Origin of the sequence: Vibrio sp. Isolate33, from assembly GCF_022397895.1 — a bacterium.
GTDB lineage: Bacteria > Pseudomonadota > Gammaproteobacteria > Enterobacterales > Vibrionaceae > Vibrio > Vibrio pomeroyi.
Window position 1 is genome coordinate 17745 of the sequence record NZ_JAKEUP010000026.1, and the last position, 21495, is coordinate 39239.

The window sequence follows — 21495 nt, forward strand, 5'->3', positions numbered from 1 at the left end:
ATGTATGATCTTATCCACAGCGAATATCGAAAATAAATCGCTTATTTTCGATATTTTTGAAAAAAAGTTATTCACAATCACGATATTCGGAGCCAAAAAAAAGCGGCATAAGCCGCTTTTGGGAACAAAGGAGAGGTTAAAACTGGTCGCTATGATCGTTAAACCATTCTTCTGCAGCATCTTCAGGTACCGGAGTTTCCAATACATCGATGGTAAAACACGCTGAAATCGGTTTTGCGCCGAGGTTTTCCAGTTGGCTGTGGACGGATTTCCCGGCCAAACAGAAGGTATCGTAGCTTGAATCGCCAAGCGCCACGACAGCAAAGCGAACTTGGTTTAAGTCTGGAGAGTGTTGGGTTAATGCGTCGATAAAAGGCTTAATATTGTCTGGAAACTCACCCGCACCATGAGTTGAAGTCACCAATAACCAAAAACCCTGTTGTGGAATATCATCGTACCCAGGCTGATTATGTAGGGTGATCTCATGACCTTGTTCTTCAAGAAGATCATTAAGGTGATCGCCAACGTATTCGGCGCCGCCTAGGGTGCTGCCTGTAATAATGTGGATCATTAAATTGTCCTTACTAAAGAAAAAGGCCAGCATTAGCTGGCCTTTAAAGGTTATTTACCGATACAGAAAGAAGAGAAGATGCGACCTAAAAGATCGTCTGAGCTGAACTCACCCGTGATCTCATTAAGGTGCTGTTGAGTGATACGAAGCTCTTCCGCTAAGATCTCTCCAGCCATATAGCCTTCAAGTTGTTGTTGGCCAATATCTAGGTGCTCAGAGGCGCGTTCTAGGGCATCTAAGTGGCGACGACGCGCCATAAATCCACCTTCATGACCACCAGCAAAGCCCATGCAATCCTTAAGGTGGCTGCGCAGTGCATCCACACCTTGGCCTGTTTTCGCCGATAGGCGGATTAGGGTTGGATCGTTCACATGGCAAATGCCCAGCTCTTCACTGGTTTGATCCGCTTTATTACGAATCACCGTCATGCCTATGTTATTTGGTAAACGATCAACGAAATCTGGCCAGATATCTTTCGGGTCAGTGGCGTCTGTGGTGGTGCCATCCACCATAAATAAAACTCGGTCAGCCTGAGCAATTTCTTCCCAAGCGCGTTCAATACCGATTTTTTCGACTTCGTCAGACGCATCACGTAGGCCTGCAGTATCGATAATGTGCAGTGGCATACCGTCAATATGGATGTGCTCACGCAGAACATCACGTGTAGTACCGGCAATATCGGTCACAATCGCTGACTCTTTGCCAGACAGTGCGTTCAATAGGCTCGATTTCCCCGCATTTGGACGACCAGCAATTACCACCTTCATACCTTCGCGCATGATGGCACCTTGGTTGGCTTCTTGGCGCACAGCTTCTAGGTTGTCGATGATAGCCTGTAAGTCAGCACTTACTTTACCGTCAGCTAGGAAATCAATTTCTTCTTCTGGGAAGTCGATAGCCGCTTCAACATAGATTCGTAGGTGAATCAATGAATCGACCAATGTGTTAATGCGCTTAGAGAACTCACCTTGTAGTGACTGAAGCGCTGATTTTGCCGCTTCTTCTGAACTTGCATCAATCAAGTCAGCAATCGCTTCAGCTTGAGTTAAATCCATTTTGTCGTTCAAGAAGGCACGCTCAGAGAACTCGCCTGGACGCGCAGCACGTACGCCTGAGATGGTTAGGATGCGCTTGATGAGCATGTCCATAACCACTGGGCCGCCGTGGCCTTGCAGCTCTAACACGTCTTCGCCAGTGAACGAATGTGGGTTAGGGAAGTAAAGCGCGATACCTTGGTCGAGCTCGATGCCATCGGCCGATTTAAAAGGCAGGTACTCAGCGTAGCGAGGCTTAAGTGTTTTTCCTGTTACTTCTAGGGCAACCTGAGTCGCCAATGGGCCGGAAACGCGGATAATACCGACGCCACCACGGCCGGGCGCGGTCGCTTGAGCAACAATCGTATCTGTAGTCATAGGTGTGCCTGCTAGCATGTGAAAGCCAAAAAGGGGCGTTCACGATTAATCAATTAGCTGAATTGTAATCAGCTAAAAACAAAAAGGCGACCTTTTGGTCGCCTTTCTTTATCTCTTTCTATTATCGAACTTACTTAGAATGTAAGCCTTTCTTTTCCAGCGCGCGGTAGATAAGCGTTTGCTGAATTAGAGTTACGATGTTCGATACTAGCCAGTATAGAACCAGACCTGAAGGGAAGAACAGGAAGAAGAATGTGAACATAACCGGCATAAAGGTCATGATCTTCTGCTGCATTGGATCCGTTACAGTTGTCGGGCTCATCTTCTGGATTAGGAACATTGAAGCACCCATCAGAAGTGGCAAGATGTAGTATGGGTCTTGTGCTGAAAGGTCAGTAATCCAACCGAAGAACGGTGAGTGACGCAGTTCAACAGACTCCATTAGTGCCCAGTATAGCGAAATGAAGATAGGCATTTGCAGAAGGATAGGTAAACAACCACCTAGTGGGTTTACTTTCTCTTTCTTGTAAAGCTCCATCATTTCTTGGCTCATGCGCTGACGGTCGTCGCCAATACGCTCACGCATTGCAGTCAGCTTAGGCTGAAGCATACGCATTTTCGCCATAGACGTGTACTGAGCTTTCGTTAGTGGGTACATAGCACCACGAACGATGAAAGTTAGGATGATGATTGCCACACCCCAGTTCGATACGAAGCCTTGAATGAACGAAAGCAGAGTATGAAGAGGTTTAGCAATGAACCATAACCAACCGTAGTCAACTACTAGGTCTAGGTTAGGTGCAGTTTCAGCCATTTGGTCTTGAAGTTTTGGACCAACCCAAAGCGTTGCTTTGAAGCTCGCTTCGTCACCGTTAGCGATGGTTTTGTTCGGCATACGAACACCGATGTCGCCAAGGTTACCGATTACACGAGTGTAAAGGTTGCTGCCTGCTTCATCGCGTGGGATCCAAGCACTTGCAAAGTAGTGCTGAATCATCGCTGCCCAACCTTGACCGTTTGCTAGGTTAAGAGACAGGTTGCGATCTTGCATATCGTCGAAGCTGTATTTTTTGTAACGCGTATCTTCCGTAGAGTAAGCACCACCACGGTAAGTTGGCATTGTTAGGCTACCGCCGTCATCCATAACGTTTTGACGTAGGTGAGCGTACATGCCGAATGTCGCGTTGTTACCAGAGTTGTTGATTACATCGTATTCAACGTCAATCGCGTAGCTGCCGCGCTTAAGTACGAATGTTTTTGTGTAATCAAGGCCGTTCGCTTGGTAAGTCATTGGGATGCGTAGTTCATCTTGACCTTCAGCTAGCTTGAAGCTGTCTGCTGAAACCGTGTAGCTAGGGCGGTTAGTGCTGCTTAAATCGATACCTTGAGGACCAACTAGACCGCTTTGAGCGATAAATTGGTGACCTGGTTCGTTTTTAAGAAGAACAAACGTATCTTCTGAATCGAACTCAGCAGAGTAATCATTTAGGTTTGCTTTAACGACATCACCACCAACCGTATCAATTGACAGAGTCAGTACATCAGTTGTTACTGTGATAGTTTTTGCAGCAGCAACTTGACCAGGAGCCGGGTCTAGATCATCTGCATAAGATGGCGCTGGTAGGGTGCTGCCAGATTGTGCCTGCTCAACCGCTTGTGGTGCTGGGTTCTTAGCTACGTTCCATTGTTGGAAAAGTAGGAAAGAAACCAATGCCAATGCGATTAACAGGATATTACGTTGAGAATCCATCGTTATTTATCTCTGTCTTGTTTTTGGACTGGTGGAACGGGGTCAAAGCCCCCTTCGTTCAAAGGATGGCATTTTAATAGACGTTTGCCTGATAACCAACACCCTTTTACAAAACCGTGAGCTTTCAACGCTTCTATCGCATATAAAGAGCAGGTTGGAGTAAATCGGCAGCGTGGGCCGATGAGTGGACTAATAAACCATCTATAAAAATAGATGGGTATTAGCGCTATCCACGCGAAGGGCGAGACAGGCGAAGCCATAATTTGTCGAGTAGCTTGAACATTTCTTCATTGCTTAAATCTTGCGCGCTCTTCTTAGCGATTACAACAAAATCTTTGTTAGGAAGTTTGTGTTGAGTGTTACGAAAGCTTTCACGAGTAAGACGCTTGAATCGGTTACGACCAACTGCGGTTTTAATCTGCTTTTTCGGAACGGCTAATCCAAGGCGAGGATTTGAAAGAGAGTTATTTCGAGCAATGATGGTGAAATGAGGAGAGCCAGCTCGATGAGCTTGCTTGAAGACATTTTGATAATGTTCGGGAGTTAACAAGCGTAACTCCCGACCGAAGGCTAGCTTATTCAAAATAATCAAAGATTACTTAGAAAGACGCTTACGGCCTTTTGCACGACGTGCATTGATTGTTGCGCGACCGTTCTTAGTAGCCATGCGAGCACGGAAACCGTGAGTACGCTTACGCTTTAGAACTGTAGGTTGAAAAGTGCGTTTCATTTGTAATTACCTTACTGATCAGTAGTTTTAGGTTTTTGTTAAACCCGGCGTGGGCATTTTTTCTCTTCTTTATATAAGAAAGGAAAACCGACGCCTCTCAACAAAGAGGCGGAATTGTAATCACTGTCACAAAAAGTGTCAATGATTGGGTTAACTAAAATTCCGGTCGGGGGATTATACGTAGATTAACTAAAATCACAAGGATCCTTAGTCGATCCCAACCTTATTTAAGAATTTTTTTAATTTAGGATCCTGTGGATTACCAAAAATATCCTGTGGAGATCCCTGCTCGACAATATGACCGTCTGCCATGAAGATCACTCGGTCTGCGACCTCTCTAGCGAACTGCATTTCATGGGTGACCACCAGCATGGTTTGATGCTGATTTGCTAACTTTTTCATTAAGTTAAGCACTTCGCCAACCCACTCAGGATCAAGCGCTGAGGTCGGCTCATCAAACAACAAAAGCTCAGGTTGGAGTGCCATTGCACGGCCAATTCCAACGCGTTGTTGTTGGCCACCTGAGAGCGCGGCTGGGTAGCTATCGGCTTTGTCACCTAAACCAATATCATCGAGTATTTGTTGTGCTTTTTCATGAGCTTGCTGCTTCTTCCAGCCACGAACGGTGATTAAACCTTCGGCAATATTCTGTCTCGCGGTTTGGTGAGCGAATAGGGCATAGTTCTGGAACACAAAACCGGTCTTACGACGTAGTGCAAGCACCTCTGCTTTGGTGTGTTTCTGAGCATCGACATTAATATCATCTATCGAAATGGTGCCCTGATCGGCTTGCTCTAGAAAGTTCACACAACGCAGTAAGGTAGATTTACCAGTACCACTTGAACCTATGATGACAATTATCTCACCTTGTTTGATTTCTAGGTCGATCCCTTTCAAAACTTCGGTGTCACCAAACTGCTTGTGGATATTTTGTAATTTGATCATCGTACATACGCCTTATTCAGTTTCACTTCGGCCCAAATTTGAATACGAGTGAGGATAACCACCACGCCCCAGTAAATCAGCGCGACTGCTAAGAAAGCCTCGAAGAAGCGGAAACTTGAAGAGGCTTCCATCTGAGCTTTAGCCATGATTTCGGCTACGCCTAGGGTGAATGCAAGCGAAGTCGACTTAATCATGTCGATAAAGTAGTTCATCAGTGATGGCAGTGCCACGCGGGTGGCTTGTGGCAAGATCACTCTGCGCATCGCTTGGCTGGTTGTCATACCTACCGAAAGGCTGGCTTCCATCTGGCTGCGATCAATACCAATAATCGCTGCACGAATACTTTCTGCCATGTACGCGGCAAAGTGCAAAGTTAAACCAATCACAGCGGCGCTGAAGGCGTCTAAACCAACCATCCACGGGAATACTTGTGGTAAGCCGTAATAAAGGAGGAATAGTTGTACCAGCAGTGGCGTGCCTCGGAAGAAGCTAATATACAATTGGCTTAGCTGGTCGAGTACTGGGATTTTGAATACACGAATGTTCGCCAGTATTAGAGACAAGATCAGAGCAAAGAATAAGCCCCAAATCGCCATCTCCATGGTGGTGCCCAGATACTTCAGCAGTATCGGCAACAGCTCTAGCATGTAATTAAAGTCAAATCCCATAATCTATCTCGTATTTTTATTGGAAGTGTTGTTATCTTTTGAAGTACGGTTATATCAGGCTTTTTAATCGGTTACACAAAAGCAAAAAGCCCACCGCTGTGTAAAGCAGTGGGCCTTCAATGGAGAAAGTGAGTAATTACTTCTGAGTAATGTCCGCACCAAACCATTTCTGAGAGATACTTTCTAGCGTACCATCTGCGCGCATTGCTGCTAATGCTTCATTTACTTCTGCTTGCAGTTTTTTACCGTTGTCGTTGTCAACGAAAGGCCAAGCGTTTTCAATTGTTTCGAATGGCTGACCTGCTAGTTGTAATGGTAAACCAGTCTTCTTGATAAGCTCTAGTGCTGATAGGCGATCCATTACGAATGCATCTGCACGGCCTAGTGCTACATCATGTTCAATACCTGTATCGTAGGTCTTCACATTGATCTTGCCGTCTTTGTCGTAGCTACGAAGTAGTTGTTCAAAGTTTGAGCCTAGGTTTACCGCAACTGTCTTGCCATCTAGGTCTTCGATGCCTTTGATGCTGTCATTACCTTTACGAACGGTAATCTGTGCGCCGTCTACTACGTATGGGTCTGCGAATAGGTATTTCGCTTTACGTGCATCCGTCATTGTAATTTGGTTTGAAATGGTATCGATTCGACCCGTTTCAAGAAGACCGAACAGACCAGAGAAGTTTGCCGTTACGTATTCAACCTTGTAGTCGTTACGCTTACCGATCTCATCCCATAAATCCACTTCAAAACCTTGTAGCTGGTCTTGTTTAACGAAAGTAAACGGGAAGTAGCGACCAGACATGCCGACTTTAACTTCAGTCGCGGCTTGAACAGTAGCAGCAGAGAGTGCGATAGCCGCAATTGCAGCCTTAATCCAGTTATTCATTTGGTAACTCCTTATATTTATGGGATTGGATGTTACTGGGAAAATGCACAATAGAATAAATAACCAGATGTTATTAACCATAACCAGATCGCATTCCTGATTTGGGGATAACTAGCAAGGATCCGGGCATAAGTGGATCGTTATGTGAGTAAATTAGGGGCAAGATGTGTGGATCCACCGATTAATTACAAATTTATTGTGAATAACTTGGATCTTATTCACTGGATCTGTGATCAATTGCTGGTGATCTGACTTATCAACAGGTAAAATTAGCAGTCATTTCATATTACTTAAATAGAGTGGGGGCACCGTGTCATCTTCGCTTTGGTTGCAGTGTTTGCAACAGCTTCAAGAAGAGTTACCAGCTACAGAATTCAGTATGTGGGTTCGTCCGTTACAAGCGGAGCTCAATGACAATACTCTAACTCTATTTGCTCCGAACCGATTCGTACTCGATTGGGTTCGTGATAAGTACTTAAATAGCATCAACCGCTTGCTGCAAGAATATTGCGGTAACGATATCCCACATCTGCATTTTGAAGTGGGAAGCAAGCGCGTGGTTGCACCAAAGCCAGCGACACCAGCACCGACTCGTACACGTACGGCAGCCGATGTGGCCGCTGAGTCATCTGCTCCTGCACAATTGCAAGCTCGTAAACCTGTTCACAACACGTGGCGTGATGAAGAGCCTGTAGCCGTGGACATTAACCACCGTTCAAACGTGAACCCTAAGCATAAGTTCAATAACTTTGTTGAGGGTAAGTCGAACCAACTGGGTTTGGCTGCTGCACGTCAGGTGGCGGATAACCCAGGCGCGGCGTACAACCCTCTATTTCTATACGGTGGCACCGGTCTAGGTAAAACTCACTTGTTGCACGCCGTAGGTAACGCCATTGTTGATGGCAAGCCAAATGCGAAAGTGGTGTACATGCACTCTGAGCGTTTTGTTCAGGATATGGTAAAGGCACTGCAAAACAACGCGATCGAAGAATTCAAGCGCTACTACCGTAGTGTTGATGCATTGCTTATCGATGACATCCAATTCTTCGCTAATAAAGAGCGTTCGCAAGAAGAGTTCTTCCATACCTTTAATGCGCTGCTTGAAGGCAACCAACAGATCATCCTAACTTCTGACCGTTATCCAAAAGAGATCAACGGCGTAGAAGATCGTCTTAAATCTCGCTTCGGTTGGGGTTTGACGGTAGCGATTGAGCCACCAGAGCTTGAGACACGTGTTGCGATCTTAATGAAGAAAGCGGAAGACCACCAAATTCACCTTGCGGATGAAGTGGCGTTCTTTATTGCTAAGCGTCTACGCTCTAACGTTCGTGAGCTTGAAGGCGCATTGAACCGTGTGATTGCTAATGCAAACTTCACCGGTCGCCCGATCACGATCGATTTCGTACGTGAAGCACTGCGTGACCTTCTTGCACTGCAAGAGAAGCTGGTCACCATTGATAACATTCAAAAGACCGTTGCTGAGTACTACAAAATCAAAGTAGCCGATCTCTTGTCTAAACGTCGTTCTCGTTCTGTTGCTCGTCCACGTCAATTGGCGATGGCACTGGCGAAAGAGCTGACTAACCACAGCTTGCCTGAGATTGGTGATGCATTCGGTGGTCGTGACCACACTACCGTGCTGCACGCTTGTCGTAAGATTGCTCAGCTGCGTGAAGAGAGCCACGACATTAAAGAAGATTATTCGAACTTGATTCGTACCCTTTCTTCTTAATACACAGTATTCTTAACCTTAATAAGCAGAATCTTGGCCACGCACTATGAGGCGTGCCATTTAGACCGTAAGAGCAAGATATGAAATTTACCATTGAACGTAGTCATCTGATTAAGCCATTACAACAAGTGTCTGGCGCGCTAGGTGGCAGGCCAACGCTTCCAATTCTAGGAAACCTACTGATTAAAGTAGAAGATAACGTGTTGTCGATGACAGCAACGGATCTAGAAGTTGAACTGATCAGCCGTGTAACGCTTGAAGGTGATTTCGAAGCGGGCAGTATCACCGTTCCTTCTCGTAAATTCCTAGATATCTGTCGTGGTTTACCTGATAGCTCAGTCATCACTGTGGTATTGGATGGCGACCGTGTTCAAGTACGTTCTGGTCGTAGCCGTTTCTCGTTGGCAACTTTGCCTGCGGCTGATTTCCCAAATATTGAAGATTGGAGCAGTGAAGTTGAAGTGTCAGTGACACAAGCTGAACTACGCGGTCTTATTGAAAAAACTCAATTCTCAATGGCGAACCAAGACGTTCGTTATTACCTCAACGGTATGTTGTTTGAGATTGAAGGTTCTATCCTGCGCAGCGTAGCGACAGATGGTCACCGTATGGCAGTATCTCAGGCACAGCTAGGTGCGGATTTTGCTCAAAAGCAGATCATTGTTCCTCGTAAGGGTGTTCAAGAGCTAGTGAAGCTATTGGATGCACCTGAACAGCCAGTAACGCTGCAAATTGGTAACTCAAACGTGCGTGCTGAAGTGAACAACTATGTCTTCACTTCTAAGCTAGTTGATGGTCGTTTCCCTGATTATCGCCGCGTAATGCCGCAAAATACCACTAAAACGCTAGAAGCTGGTTGTGATGAACTACGCTCTGCATTCTCTCGCGCTGCGATTCTTTCGAATGAAAAATTCCGTGGTGTTCGCGTTAACCTTGCTGATAGCGAGATGCGTATTACCGCGAACAACCCAGAGCAAGAAGAAGCGGAAGAGATGCTAGACGTTACCTTTGACGGTGATGCGCTAGAGATTGGCTTCAACGTAAGCTACGTATTGGATGTTCTGAATACACTGCGTTGCGAACAAGTTCGTATCTCAATGTCAGACGCGAATGCGAGTGCTTTGATTGAAAATGCACAAGATGACAGCGCAATGTACGTTGTTATGCCAATTCGCTTATAAGCGTTGTTTGTGAACCAACCATGTTTACTGATCAACAACGTTTACCTACCGAGTCGTGATTGAAGATTAATATGAAGACGTTATGCCTTTATCGCGCTTAATCGTTAAGCAGTTTAGAAATATTGAAGCCTGTGACATTCAACCGTCATCAGGCTTTAACTTTCTTATAGGGGCTAACGGAAGCGGCAAAACCAGTGTTCTTGAAGCGGTGTATCTGCTCGGGCACGGCCGCTCATTCAAGAGTTCGCTAACCGGTCGTATCATACAAAACGAGTGTAGTGAGCTGTTTGTACATGGCCGTTTTATGACCTCGGATCAATTTGAGCTGCCAATTGGCATTAATAAGCAGCGCGATGGCACGACAGAGGTTAAAATAAGCGGTCAAACTGGGCAAAAGTTGGCTCAGTTAGCTCAAGTCTTACCTTTGCAGTTGATTCACCCCGAAGGGTTTGATTTACTGACAGATGGACCTAAGCATCGCCGAGCATTCATTGATTGGGGAGTCTTCCACAGTGAGTCGGGTTTTTATGATGCTTGGGGTAGGGTAAAGCGCCTCAATAAACAGCGAAACGCATTATTGAAAACGGCAACCCACTATCGAGAGCTGAGCTATTGGGATCAAGAACTGGCCCGTTTAGCAGAAAACATCAGTCAGTGGCGTGCCACCTACGTTGATCAGCTTAAAGAAGTCGCCGAAGAAATCTGCGCGACCTTCCTACCTGAGTTTGAGATAAAGATTAACTACTATCGCGGCTGGGATAAAGACACCCCATACGCCGAGATATTAGAAAAGAATTTTGAAAGGGATCAGCAGCTTGGTTACACCTTTAGTGGGCCAAACAAAGCGGATCTAAAGATAAAAGTGAACGGCACTCCTGTGGAAGATGTCTTGTCACGAGGTCAATTGAAGTTGATGGTGTGTGCATTGCGAGTAGCACAAGGGCAGCACCTCACTCAGATGACAGGAAAGCAGTGTATCTATTTAATAGATGACTTCGCTTCCGAATTAGATAGCCAACGCCGCGCACGTCTTGCTGAGTGTTTAAAGGCGACCGAGGCTCAAGTTTTTGTAAGCTCTATTACCGCTGATCAGATTGCAGATATGCATGATGAAAATAGCAGGATGTTTCATGTGGAACATGGCAAAATAGAGCAAGGATAATTAGTCAGAGAGTAACTATGTCAGATAATTACGATTCATCGAGTATTAAAGTACTGAAGGGTCTGGATGCGGTTCGTAAGCGTCCTGGAATGTACATTGGCGACACGGATGATGGTACCGGTCTGCACCACATGGTCTTCGAGGTAGTAGATAACTCTATTGATGAAGCACTTGCTGGTCACTGTAATGACATCATTGTTACTATCCATGAAGACAATTCAGTATCGGTACGCGATGACGGCCGTGGTATTCCAACTGAACTACACCCAGAAGAGCAAGTGTCTGCTGCTGAAGTAATCATGACGGTTCTTCACGCTGGTGGTAAGTTCGATGATAACTCATACAAGGTATCAGGTGGCTTGCACGGTGTTGGTGTTTCAGTAGTAAACGCACTGTCTAAGCAGGTTACTCTTACTATCCACCGCGGTGGTAAAATCCATACTCAAACGTATCACCACGGTGAGCCGCAAGCTCCTCTTGCTGCTATCGGCGATACAGATAAAACAGGTACAGAAATTCGTTTCTGGCCAAGTGAAGATACATTCTCAAATGTACTTTTCCACTACGATATTCTTGCTAAGCGTCTACGTGAACTGTCGTTCCTAAACTCTGGCGTATCTATCAAGCTAATTGATGAGCGTGAAGAAGATAAATCGGATCACTTCATGTTTGAAGGTGGTATTCAGGCGTTCGTTGATCACCTAAACACCAATAAGACACCGATCATCCAAAAAATCTTCCATTTCGACCACGAACGTGAAGATGGCATCACTGTAGAAGTAGCGATGCAGTGGAATGATGGTTACCAAGAAAACATCTACTGTTTCACAAACAACATTCCTCAACGTGATGGTGGTACTCACCTTGCTGGTTTCCGTGCTGCGCTTACGCGTACTCTGAACAGCTTCATGGATAAGGAAGGCTTCTCTAAGAAAGCGAAGACAGCGACTTCAGGTGATGATGCTCGTGAAGGTCTAACTGCTGTAATTTCGGTGAAAGTACCTGATCCTAAGTTCTCAAGCCAAACTAAAGACAAACTAGTATCTTCTGAAGTGAAGTCTGCGGTTGAGCAAGCGATGGGTGAGAAACTGTCTGAGTTCCTAATTGAGAACCCGGGCGAAGCTAAGATTGTTTGTTCTAAGATTATCGATGCAGCACGTGCTCGTGATGCCGCTCGTAAAGCGCGTGAAATGACTCGTCGCAAAGGCGCTTTAGACCTAGCTGGCCTACCAGGTAAGCTTGCTGACTGTCAGGAAAAAGATCCTGCACTGTCTGAACTATACATTGTGGAAGGGGACTCTGCTGGCGGATCAGCTAAGCAGGGGCGTAACCGTAAGAACCAAGCGATTCTTCCACTTAAAGGTAAGATCTTAAACGTAGAGAAAGCACGTTTCGACAAGATGCTTTCTTCACAAGAAGTTGCAACGCTCATCACAGCACTTGGTTGTGGTATCGGCCGCGACGAATACAACCCAGACAAACTGCGTTACCACAACATCATCATCATGACCGATGCCGATGTCGATGGTTCGCACATTCGTACGCTACTGTTGACCTTCTTCTACCGTCAAATGCCAGAGCTAATCGAACGTGGTTACATCTACATCGCTCAGCCACCACTTTACAAAGTGAAGAAAGGTAAGCAAGAGCAGTACATCAAAGATGAAGATGCAATGAATCAGTACCAAGTATCATTGGCACTAGACAACGCTGCTCTACACGTTAACCCTGATGCACCAGCATTGGCAGGTGAAGCGCTAGAGAAGCTTGTTCAACAGTACAACTCTGGTATTAAGCTGGTTGAGCGCATGAGCCGCCGTTACCCACATGCACTGATGCATGAAATGATCTACATGCCTCGTCTAACTGCAGAGCAGTGTCACGATGAGTCAGCAGTAGAAACTTGGGGTAAGCAGCTGGTTGAGCAACTCAACGCGAAAGAGGTTGGTGCAAGCCAGTACTCTCTAGAAGTTGAAAAACATGAAGAGCTAGGTTTAAGCCTACCTAAGATTGTGGTTCGTACTCACGGTGTGACACACGAACATGCGCTAAGCATTGAGCTATTCAACTCGAAAGAATACGGCAAGCTAGCAAGCCTATCAGAAGCACTAGACGGTCTTATCGAAGAAGGCGCTTACATCAAACGTGGTGAGCGTACTCAAGCGGTAACGAACTTCGTTGAAGCTCTGAACTGGTTGGTTAAAGAATCTCGTCGTGGTCTAAGCCTACAACGATACAAAGGTCTAGGTGAGATGAACCCAGATCAGCTTTGGGAAACTACAATGGATCCTGAAACTCGTCGTATGATGCAAGTAACGATCGAAGATGCGGTTGGCGCTGACCAACTGTTCACGACGCTAATGGGTGACCAAGTTGAGCCTCGTCGTAACTTCATCGAAGAGAACGCACTTAAAGTAGCTAACCTAGACGTTTAGTATCTTTGATACTTCGCTCTTTCGCTTAATTTCTGTGTCAGAGGTGCTCACATACATTCGTATGCTCCGCGCCTCTTCCTTGAACTAAAACGAAATAGCTTCGTCTCAAAAAACTAAATACCTTATTTAAAAGACTGCCAGAAATGGCGGTCTTTTTTGTTTTTAAGTGATTGAAAAATAATGGGCTAGAAAAATATTTAAAAATAATCCCTTGAAACAGTTTTACTCAATCCATATATCTATTTATGAAGAGGATGACTGTCTTGCTCTACAAGAGAAGAAACAGAACCTTCATTACCGCTGACGAAGTATCGCTCAACAGAGGATAACTTTCGCAGCACACAACTTAAAAATTGATTCATTGCCATGTCCCAGCGTTGTCGCCAAACGAGGTGAAACCCGAGGAATGCGAACTGAATCCCTTAGCTGTTTACTGGATCACTCACAGGTTCGATCTCAGTAAAAATTACAGCTAATACTATTGCTTACTAAAAGGATAGCATTATGAGAACTGTAGATTTCACTCCACTTTACCGCAACGCAATCGGCTTCGATCGTCTATTCAACATGATGGAAGCGAACACATCGAAGAACTCTTCTGGCGGTTACCCTCCATACAACATCGAGCAAAAAGACGAGAACAACTACCGTATTACTATGGCCGTTGCTGGTTTTGCTGATGACCAATTAGATCTTACTCAGAAAGAGAACATGCTAATTGTTAAAGGTGAGCGTAAAGCAGAAGCAGAGAAAACCTTCGTATACCAAGGTATCGCAGAGCGTGATTTCGAGCGTAAATTCCAACTGGCAGACTACGTGAAAGTGGTAGGCGCAAGTATGGAAAATGGTCTTCTTCACATCGACCTAGAGCGCGAAATCCCAGAAGCGATGCAACCTCGTAAGATTGCTATTAATGGTAATAGCCTACTAGAAGGTTAGTTACTGTTAGCTCCTTAGAGCTAAGAATTATCGGGAAGTTAAAGTGAAAGAGCACCTAATGAGGTGCTCTTTTAGTATTTGGTCTACGGTAAGCTAAAAGCTCTGATTACTGCTCTGAGTAAGCCTTTTTCACTTCTTCAGCAATGATTGCAATACCTTTTTGCATCGCTTCATCGTCTTGTACGTAGTTCATACGTAAGCATTGGTGAGCATGATCCCACTCGTCTTCCTGGCCGATAAAGAAGTATTCACCTGGAACAATCAATACGCCGCGAGCTTTCAAGCGGTCATACAGTTCCATTGTTGTGATAGGCAGTTCATCAAACCATAGCCATAAGAAGATAGCGCCTTCAGGTTTGTGGATACGAAAACGTGGGTCGTCGATAGCGTCTTGCAGCAGTTCAACGGCGCGCAAAGACTTCTCTTTGTAGAAAGGCTTAATCACTTCGCTGCTTAAGCGCAGTAAGTCACCGTTCTCAATCATGTGGTTGGCAATAGCAGGCCCAACACTGCTTGGCGCTAAGCTGATGATGCCATTCATGTTGGTTAGCGCTTGGGTAACTTCTTCGCTCGCAATCACGATACCGCAGCGTACGCCTGGTAAACCAAGCTTAGATAGGCTCATGCACAGAATCGTATTTTCATTCCAGAACGGTTCTACATCTTCAAAGATGATGTTTGGAAATGGTAGGCCGTAAGCGTTATCGATCAGTAGTGGGATGTTGTTCTCACGTGCGAGTTTATCCAACTTACGCACTTCTTCATCGGTCAGTACATTACCCGTAGGGTTGGTTGGGCGAGACGCACAGATAGCAGCGACTGAGTCATCCACTTTTAGCTGTTCGAAATCGACATGGTATTTGAACTGGCGGTTTTCTAGCAGCTCGATCTCCGGGTGGTAAGAGATAAAGATGTCGTCATCAATCCCTGCGTCACCATAGCCGATGTATTCAGGTGCGATTGGCAGTAGGATTTTCTTGTGTGAACCGTCTGGTTGTTGACCCGCTAATAGGTTGAATAGGTAAAAGAAGCCGCTTTGACTGCCGTTAGTCAGGCTGATGTTTTTTTCGCTGATGTCCCAGCCATAAGTCTCTTTTAGCATCGCAGCTAATGACTTAATGAAGCTGTCTTTACCCTGAGGACCATCGTAGTTGGCGAGGGCGGCGATGAGTTCTCCACTGGCGAGCATGTCGGCACTGGCTTGGTTAAAGTAATCGAGCATGGCTGGGATAGCGGCTGGGTTGCCACCACCGAGCATGATAGCGCCTGGAGTGCGCAGACCATCATTCAAATCATCCATTAAACGAGTGATTCCAGAGTATCGATTAAACTTTTCACCAAACTTAGAGAACTGCATTACTTATTTTACCTAATTCATTGTGATTGCTTGTTATGTGTCAGTAAGGCAGACCTTATGCCTGCCATCAGTGTATTCCTTGAACATACCGCAATGTTTTTGCGACGCATAGCGCCAAATGCTCTAACACGAAAAAAACTTCTATAAAGTTTGGCTAATGAGTGACAGCTTGCTTATTGAACGCGCTTTTAGTGATCAAAAAAGGGAAGCCGAAGCTTCCCTTTTAATTTATGTCGTTTGATAACTGAGCGTTTTTACTTCGAGCCGGTATACACAACTAACACCTTGTCATCTTGGTATTGGCGTTCGAAGGCGTAATAGCCTTTGTTGTTACGGATGATGTGCTTACCTTGCGCGACGGCTGGGTGGCGTTGGCGGAATTGGCCAAGCGCTTGCCAGTGTTCTAGCAGCTCTGCACGTTCGTCAGTGATTTGATCCCAAGGCATGTCTGAACGCGTGCCTTGCATTGGATCGGAACCTGTTGGGCCAAAGTCACGGGCGATTTCATCACCGTAATAGATCTGTACCGCGCCCGGAGCGAGCATTAATGCGTTCGCTGCTTTGGTCTGCTTAGCAAAGTCACTGCCGTGCTGTGTCCAGAATAGCGAGGTATCGTGAGACGATAGGTAACTCAACACGTTGAACTCGCTGTCATTGTTGATCTTCTCTGCGTAGCGAAGGTAATCAGCATCAAGATCGGATAGGCACTTCAGCGCTTTAGGGGCGATGTCGCTCTGGAATTCAAAGTTGATGATCGAGTCAAAGCCGTTAGCGAAGTAATCTGACTTCACCACGCTGTGCGCCCACACTTCGCCTGTCATCCAAAATGGCAGGTCATCCAAGGCTTTGTCTGGGTTGTTTTGCTTCCATTCTGCAAGCGCTTGATTGGTGCTCTCTTTAAGCTCGGCCCAAGCGTCCAGTTCAACGTGCTTAGCGGTATCGACCCTAAAGCCATCAACACCGTATTCGCGCACCCAGTCAGACAACCAAGTGATCAGATGTTCACGAGGTGTTTTAAGTTCATCGGTCGCGCTGGTGGATTTGTTGCGATAGAAGTTCGGTAGCCCGGTGGTTTCTGTCGATTCTGTTTTGAAATCGGGCAGGTGCGCCAAAGACATAGTCAGGTTGTTGTAACCCGGAGAGTCATAAGCACCGATATCGCTGCGCAGCCATGCCTTGCCCCACCATTTTTCCCACGCTTCTTTATCGCTGTATGAGATGTAGTTATTGAAGTAGTGCCAGTTCTGACCTTTAGCGGGTTGCCAGTCTGTCCAGTTTTCGCCAAGTGTTTTCGTTGCTTCTTCATCGGTGAGGTTGAGCTTACCAAAGTCGAACTCTTGCATGTCGGCAAGGGTCGCGTAGCCAGTGTGGTTCATTACCACATCCCACACGACACGAATGCCTTTACTGTGCGCGGTATCGATGAAGGTTTTCAGCTCGTCTTCGGTACCCATGTTGTTATCAAGCTTGGTCCAATCTTGGTGGTAGTAACCATGGTAGCCATAATGCTTGAAGTCACCTCTGTCACCACCGCCAACCCAGCCGTGGATCTGTTCTAACGGAGATGTTATCCAGATAGCATTAGCACCGAGCGACTCTATGTAATCAAGCTTCTCGGTTAATCCGGCCAAGTCACCACCGTGGAAGGTGCCGATTTCTTCTTGTCCGTCTTGGCTGCGACCGTAACTGTTGTCGTTGTCAGGGTTGCCGTTATGGAAGCGGTCGGTCATCACGAAGTAAACCGTGGCGTTATCCCAACTAAACTCAGCTTTGGTTTCGGGCTCAACCTTTTCTAGCAACAAGACACCTTGGCTATTTTCTGCTGGCTGCATGGTGACGCGGCCATTAGTTACTGTGACTTGTTTGCCTGAAAGGGCATCTCTCACCAAGGTACCATCATCAAAGGTTTGAGCAACCTCGATGGTGGTTGGCTCGTCACTAGGAATCGGACAAGCAAAGCTTTGTACTTGTTGTTGCTTCGGCTTTATCTGAACCATCAGCTCATTGGTTTGTGGGTTGAGCGTAAACTGATAGGTGTTAGCGCGAAAGACCTTGATATCTAATTCAGACTTCTCGGCGCAGTCGTCTAGGCGAAGGGGTTTATTGAATTTGATGCGGTTTTCTTCAGCCAGCGCATAGTTGGTGCCACAGGTATTTTGAGTATCGCTGATAGAGAAGGTATAGCTACCTTTAGCAAGTTCCTGTTCAGCAATAACAGTGCCTTTTCCTGTCGATTCAAATACGACAGTGTTGTTATCAATCGTCAGCAATAAGCTGTCATCACTGGTTTGGCTGCATGCGCTGAGTGCGAGTATTGAAAGCGCGAGTACTGTTTTTTTCATTGTTCCCTTCCCCTGAATAAACAGGTCAGTTATAGCAAACAATGCCCTCTACAGTCTGAGCGCTGATTCATTCAGATAATCAATAACACCTCTACAAACAAATGCTTGGTTCACAAAAACAAAAAGGGAAGCTTTCGCTTCCCTTTGGGTATTTACTTTTGATTGCTCAGAGTATGACTGAGAGCAACTGTCTCACTCGTGCTTATTTTTGCAGTAGAGAGATGTCAGCAATCTGTAGGAACAGGTTACGTAGGTTGTTCAGTAGCGTTAGACGGTTCTTCTTAAGCGCTTCGTCATCAGCCATAACCATTACGTTATCGAAGAATGCATCAACAGGTTCACGTAGATCTGCAAGCTTGCTTAGGGCTTCTTGGTAGTTGCCTGTTGCGAATGCTGGCTCTAGTGCTTCCGTCATTACTTCAACGTTTTCAGCCAGTGCTTTCTCTGCATCCTCTTGAAGAAGCGTTAGGTCGATTTCAGCTGGTAGCTCGCCATCGAATTTCGCAAGGATGTTACCTACACGCTTGTTCGCTGCTGCTAGTGCTTCTGCTGCTTCCAGTTCACGGAAGTGAGAAACCGCTTTAACACGTTGGTCAAAGTCAGCTGGTTTAGTTGGACGACGTGCTAGTACCGCTTGGATGATATCAACGCTGAAACCAGCATCTTGGTACCATGCGCGGAAGCGACCTAGCATGAAGTCGATAACGTCAGCTTCTACGTTTTCGTTAGTTAGCTTGTCGCCAAGTAGCTCTTTCGCTTTACCGATCAGATCGGTTAGGTCTAGGTTATAGCCGTTTTCAACGATGATACGTAGCACACCTAGAGACGCACGACGAAGTGCAAATGGGTCAGAACCTTTTGGTGCTTGGCCAATACCGAAGATACCTACGATAGTGTCTAGCTTGTCTGCCATTGCAACTGCTGAAGAGATACCCGTGCTTGGTAGATCGTCACCAGCGAAACGAGGCATGTATTGCTCGTAAAGTGCTAGTGCAACTTGCTCGTCTTCACCATCGTGAGTCGCGTAGTGCATGCCCATTACACCTTGTGTATCCGTGAATTCGAATACCATAGATGTCATTAGGTCACACTTAGCCAGTAGGCCTGCGCGCTTAGATTTCTCAACGTCAGCATCGATTTGCTCAGCGATGTAGCCAGCAAGTTCTGTGATGCGGTCTGTTTTGTCCTTGATAGTACCAAGTTGCTTCTGGAAGATAGCTTGGTCTAGTTCAGGAAGACGGTCGATCAGCGGACGCTTACGGTCTGTGTTGAAGAAGAACTCAGCATCAGCAAGACGGGGACGTACAACTTTCTCGTTACCTTCGATAACGTGACGAGGCTCTTTAGACTCGATGTTTGATACGAAGATAAAGTTCGGAAGTAGCTTCTTGTTTTCGTCGTAAACAGGGAAGTACTTTTGGTCACCTTTCATGGTGTAAACCAAAGCTTCAGAAGGCACTTTTAGGAACTCTTCTTCAAACTTCGCTGTAAGTACTACTGGCCATTCAACCAGAGACGTTACTTCTTCAACAAGGTCATCTTCTAGGTCAGCTTTACCGCCAACCGCTGCTGCCGCTTTTTGAGAGTCAGCAAGGATGATTGCTTTACGCGCTTCGTAATCCGCCATTACTTTACCGCGCTCTTCTAGGATCGCAGGGTATTGGTCAGCAGAATCGATTGTGAACTCTTGCTCGCCCATGAAACGGTGGCCACGGATAGTACGAGCAGATGCTACGCCTAGGATTTCGCCTTCAACAAGCTCATCACCTAGTAGTACTGTCAGTGTTTTCACTGGACGGATAAATTGAATGTCTGAGTTACCCCAGCGCATTGCTTTAGGAATTGGTAGACCAGCTAGTGCTTTCGCAGCGATATCCATCACCAATTCTTGAACAGGTTTGCCAGCTACTTCTTGTTTGAAAAGAAGCCACTCGCCTTTGTCTGTTTTCAGACGGTCAGCTTGCTCAACAGTAATACCGTTACCACGAGCCCAACCTTGTGCTGCTTTAGTCGCGTTGCCTTCTGCATCGAATGCTACAGAAACAGCAGGACCACGTTTTTCAACGACTTTGTCCGCTTGGCCTTCAGCCAGAGCTGTTACTTTAAGTGCTAGACGACGAGGTGCTGCGTACCACTTGATGCCTTCGTGAGAAAGCTCAGCCGTTTTAAGACCAGCTTCAAAGTTAGAAGCAAATGCTTCTGCTAGAGAACGGAGTGCTGTTGGTGGAAGCTCTTCCGTACCTAGTTCAATTAGAAAATTCTTCGCCATGATTATTTGTCCTTCTTACACATTGGGAAGCCAAGCGCTTCACGTGACGCGTAGTACGCCTCAGCAACTGATTTAGTCAGGTTGCGGATACGAAGGATGTAACGTTGACGCTCTGTTACAGAGATAGCTTTGCGCGCATCAAGGATGTTGAATGCGTGACCTGCTTTTAGAATGCGCTCGTAAGCTGGAAGCGGAAGTGGCTTCTCAAGCTCAAGTAGCTCTTTACACTCTTTTTCGCACTGATCGAAGAAAGTGAATAGGAAATCTACGTCTGCGTGCTCGAAGTTGTATGTTGATTGCTCAACTTCGTTTTGGTGGAAGATGTCACCGTAAGTCACGTTAGAACCGTCTGGTGCTACGTTCCATACTAGGTCGTAAACCGAATCTACTTCCTGGATGTACATTGCTAGACGCTCGATACCGTAAGTGATCTCGCCAGTTACTGGCTTACACTCAAGGCCGCCAACCTGTTGGAAGTAAGTAAACTGAGTTACTTCCATGCCGTTTAGCCATACTTCCCAACCAAGGCCCCATGCGCCTAGTGTTGGGTTTTCCCAGTTATCTTCAACGAAGCGAATGTCGTGAACAAGTGGGTCAACACCAAGAACCTCTAGTGAGCCTAGGTACAACTCTTGGATATTGTCTGGCGATGGTTTTAGCGCTACTTGGAATTGGTAGTAGTGCTGCAGACGGTTAGGGTTTTCACCGTAACGGCCATCAGTAGGACGACGTGAAGGTTGTACGTAAGCTGTAGACATTGGCTCTGGGCCAAGTGCTCGTAGACATGTCATTGGGTGAGAGGTGCCTGCACCTACTTCCATATCTAGAGGTTGAACAATGGTACAACCGTTTTGAGCCCAGTAATCCTGCAGCGCGAGGATCATTCCCTGGAAGGTTTTGATATCGTATTTTTGCATAGTCAGGTTCGCGCGATTCTTTTAAATGAATGAGAAAAATAACCTCTGAGTATACCGAGATATTCGTAAAGCGAGTAGGGGTAATCTTGTTTAATTAGTGGTCTAAAATGTCGTTTAGTGGATTTTTTTGCCTTTAATGTTTGTTTTTCGGCACAAGTGGATATTTTGATAAGTTTGACACTTGTGTTTGACTACGTGG

The 21495-nt window shown here is 46.0% G+C and carries 18 protein-coding genes; 5 read left to right on the top strand and 13 right to left on the bottom strand.

The window, feature by feature from the left end:
- Positions 1-136 precede the first annotated feature (136 nt).
- From mioC to L1D37_RS22285, 9 genes are all read right to left on the bottom strand, one after another.
- Positions 137-571, bottom strand: a complete 435-nt coding sequence (mioC, locus tag L1D37_RS22245) for an FMN-binding protein MioC (RefSeq protein WP_239849204.1) — start codon at positions 569-571, stop codon at positions 137-139.
- 50 nt (positions 572-621) lie between these two features.
- A complete protein-coding gene (gene mnmE, locus L1D37_RS22250; RefSeq protein WP_176680652.1) occupies positions 622-1983 on the bottom strand; it encodes a tRNA uridine-5-carboxymethylaminomethyl(34) synthesis GTPase MnmE in 1362 nt (453 codons plus the stop codon).
- A gap of 130 nt (positions 1984-2113) precedes the next feature.
- Positions 2114-3733 (bottom strand): membrane protein insertase YidC, encoded by a 1620-nt coding sequence (gene yidC / locus L1D37_RS22255; RefSeq protein ID WP_239849205.1) that lies wholly within the window; start codon positions 3731-3733, stop codon positions 2114-2116.
- 2 nt (positions 3734-3735) lie between these two features.
- Complete coding sequence (gene yidD, locus L1D37_RS22260) at positions 3736-3993, bottom strand: membrane protein insertion efficiency factor YidD (RefSeq protein WP_004735802.1); 258 nt, start codon at positions 3991-3993, stop codon at positions 3736-3738.
- Complete coding sequence (rnpA, locus tag L1D37_RS22265) at positions 3960-4283, bottom strand: ribonuclease P protein component (RefSeq protein WP_017055478.1); 324 nt, start codon at positions 4281-4283, stop codon at positions 3960-3962. The genes yidD and rnpA overlap by 34 nt, the downstream gene beginning before the upstream one ends.
- A gap of 45 nt (positions 4284-4328) precedes the next feature.
- The gene (gene rpmH, locus L1D37_RS22270) at positions 4329-4463 is read right to left on the bottom strand and encodes a 50S ribosomal protein L34 (protein ID WP_004735800.1); all 135 of its coding nucleotides are present in this window, start codon (positions 4461-4463) and stop codon (positions 4329-4331) included.
- 207 nt (positions 4464-4670) lie between these two features.
- On the bottom strand, positions 4671-5408 hold the full coding sequence (locus L1D37_RS22275) for an amino acid ABC transporter ATP-binding protein (RefSeq protein WP_176680654.1): 738 nt from the start codon (positions 5406-5408) through the stop codon (positions 4671-4673).
- A complete protein-coding gene (locus L1D37_RS22280) occupies positions 5405-6076 on the bottom strand; it encodes an amino acid ABC transporter permease (protein ID WP_017632660.1) in 672 nt (223 codons plus the stop codon). The genes L1D37_RS22275 and L1D37_RS22280 overlap by 4 nt, the downstream gene beginning before the upstream one ends.
- 136 nt (positions 6077-6212) lie before the next feature.
- On the bottom strand, positions 6213-6962 hold the full coding sequence (locus tag L1D37_RS22285; protein ID WP_009848135.1) for an amino acid ABC transporter substrate-binding protein: 750 nt from the start codon (positions 6960-6962) through the stop codon (positions 6213-6215).
- Between the two features lie 310 nt (positions 6963-7272).
- Between L1D37_RS22285 and dnaA the strand changes: the two genes are divergently transcribed.
- The 5 genes from dnaA to L1D37_RS22310 all read left to right on the top strand — a co-directional run bounded on the left by dnaA (position 7273) and on the right by L1D37_RS22310 (position 14411).
- Positions 7273-8694, top strand: coding sequence for a chromosomal replication initiator protein DnaA (dnaA, locus tag L1D37_RS22290; RefSeq protein WP_017632661.1), 1422 nt, complete (start codon positions 7273-7275; stop codon positions 8692-8694).
- Between the two features lie 80 nt (positions 8695-8774).
- Positions 8775-9875: a DNA polymerase III subunit beta gene (gene dnaN / locus L1D37_RS22295; RefSeq protein WP_017632662.1), complete on the top strand. Its 1101-nt coding sequence runs from the start codon at positions 8775-8777 to the stop codon at positions 9873-9875.
- A gap of 82 nt (positions 9876-9957) precedes the next feature.
- On the top strand, positions 9958-11037 hold the full coding sequence (recF, locus tag L1D37_RS22300) for a DNA replication/repair protein RecF (RefSeq protein WP_239849206.1): 1080 nt from the start codon (positions 9958-9960) through the stop codon (positions 11035-11037).
- 17 nt (positions 11038-11054) lie between these two features.
- Entirely contained in the window at positions 11055-13472 is a 2418-nt protein-coding gene (gyrB, locus tag L1D37_RS22305; protein WP_176680655.1) for a DNA topoisomerase (ATP-hydrolyzing) subunit B, read from the top strand.
- Positions 13473-13976: 504 nt separating this feature from the next.
- Entirely contained in the window at positions 13977-14411 is a 435-nt protein-coding gene (locus tag L1D37_RS22310; RefSeq protein ID WP_009848140.1) for an Hsp20 family protein, read from the top strand.
- 106 nt (positions 14412-14517) lie between these two features.
- Here L1D37_RS22310 and L1D37_RS22315 read toward each other — a convergent pair whose 3' ends face one another.
- The 4 genes from L1D37_RS22315 to glyQ all read right to left on the bottom strand — a co-directional run bounded on the left by L1D37_RS22315 (position 14518) and on the right by glyQ (position 21296).
- Positions 14518-15768 carry a valine--pyruvate transaminase gene (locus tag L1D37_RS22315; protein WP_048657810.1) on the bottom strand — a complete coding sequence of 417 codons (1251 nt, stop codon included), beginning with the start codon at positions 15766-15768 and terminating at the stop codon, positions 14518-14520.
- Between the two features lie 254 nt (positions 15769-16022).
- On the bottom strand, positions 16023-18110 hold the full coding sequence (locus L1D37_RS22320) for an alpha-amylase (RefSeq protein ID WP_239849207.1): 2088 nt from the start codon (positions 18108-18110) through the stop codon (positions 16023-16025).
- A gap of 202 nt (positions 18111-18312) precedes the next feature.
- Entirely contained in the window at positions 18313-20379 is a 2067-nt protein-coding gene (glyS, locus tag L1D37_RS22325) for a glycine--tRNA ligase subunit beta (RefSeq protein WP_086712378.1), read from the bottom strand.
- Positions 20380-20381: 2 nt separating this feature from the next.
- Positions 20382-21296: a glycine--tRNA ligase subunit alpha gene (gene glyQ / locus L1D37_RS22330; protein ID WP_017632669.1), complete on the bottom strand. Its 915-nt coding sequence runs from the start codon at positions 21294-21296 to the stop codon at positions 20382-20384.
- Positions 21297-21495 lie beyond the last annotated feature (199 nt).

Excerpts from the sequence above, each read along its gene's own strand:
- mioC (WP_239849204.1), bottom strand. The coding sequence starts at position 571 with ATGATCCACATTATTACAGGCAGCACCCTAGGCGGCGCCGAATACGTT.
- mnmE (WP_176680652.1), bottom strand. The coding sequence starts at position 1,983 with ATGACTACAGATACGATTGTTGCTCAAGCGACCGCGCCCGGCCGTGGT.
- yidC (WP_239849205.1), bottom strand. The coding sequence starts at position 3,733 with ATGGATTCTCAACGTAATATCCTGTTAATCGCATTGGCATTGGTTTCT.
- yidD (WP_004735802.1), bottom strand. The coding sequence starts at position 3,993 with ATGGCTTCGCCTGTCTCGCCCTTCGCGTGGATAGCGCTAATACCCATC.
- rpmH (WP_004735800.1), bottom strand. The coding sequence starts at position 4,463 with ATGAAACGCACTTTTCAACCTACAGTTCTAAAGCGTAAGCGTACTCAC.
- L1D37_RS22275 (WP_176680654.1), bottom strand. The coding sequence starts at position 5,408 with ATGATCAAATTACAAAATATCCACAAGCAGTTTGGTGACACCGAAGTT.
- L1D37_RS22280 (WP_017632660.1), bottom strand. The coding sequence starts at position 6,076 with ATGGGATTTGACTTTAATTACATGCTAGAGCTGTTGCCGATACTGCTG.
- L1D37_RS22285 (WP_009848135.1), bottom strand. The coding sequence starts at position 6,962 with ATGAATAACTGGATTAAGGCTGCAATTGCGGCTATCGCACTCTCTGCT.
- dnaN (WP_017632662.1), top strand. The coding sequence starts at position 8,775 with ATGAAATTTACCATTGAACGTAGTCATCTGATTAAGCCATTACAACAA.
- recF (WP_239849206.1), top strand. The coding sequence starts at position 9,958 with ATGCCTTTATCGCGCTTAATCGTTAAGCAGTTTAGAAATATTGAAGCC.
- gyrB (WP_176680655.1), top strand. The coding sequence starts at position 11,055 with ATGTCAGATAATTACGATTCATCGAGTATTAAAGTACTGAAGGGTCTG.
- L1D37_RS22310 (WP_009848140.1), top strand. The coding sequence starts at position 13,977 with ATGAGAACTGTAGATTTCACTCCACTTTACCGCAACGCAATCGGCTTC.
- L1D37_RS22315 (WP_048657810.1), bottom strand. The coding sequence starts at position 15,768 with ATGCAGTTCTCTAAGTTTGGTGAAAAGTTTAATCGATACTCTGGAATC.
- L1D37_RS22320 (WP_239849207.1), bottom strand. The coding sequence starts at position 18,110 with ATGAAAAAAACAGTACTCGCGCTTTCAATACTCGCACTCAGCGCATGC.
- glyS (WP_086712378.1), bottom strand. The coding sequence starts at position 20,379 with ATGGCGAAGAATTTTCTAATTGAACTAGGTACGGAAGAGCTTCCACCA.
- glyQ (WP_017632669.1), bottom strand. The coding sequence starts at position 21,296 with ATGCAAAAATACGATATCAAAACCTTCCAGGGAATGATCCTCGCGCTG.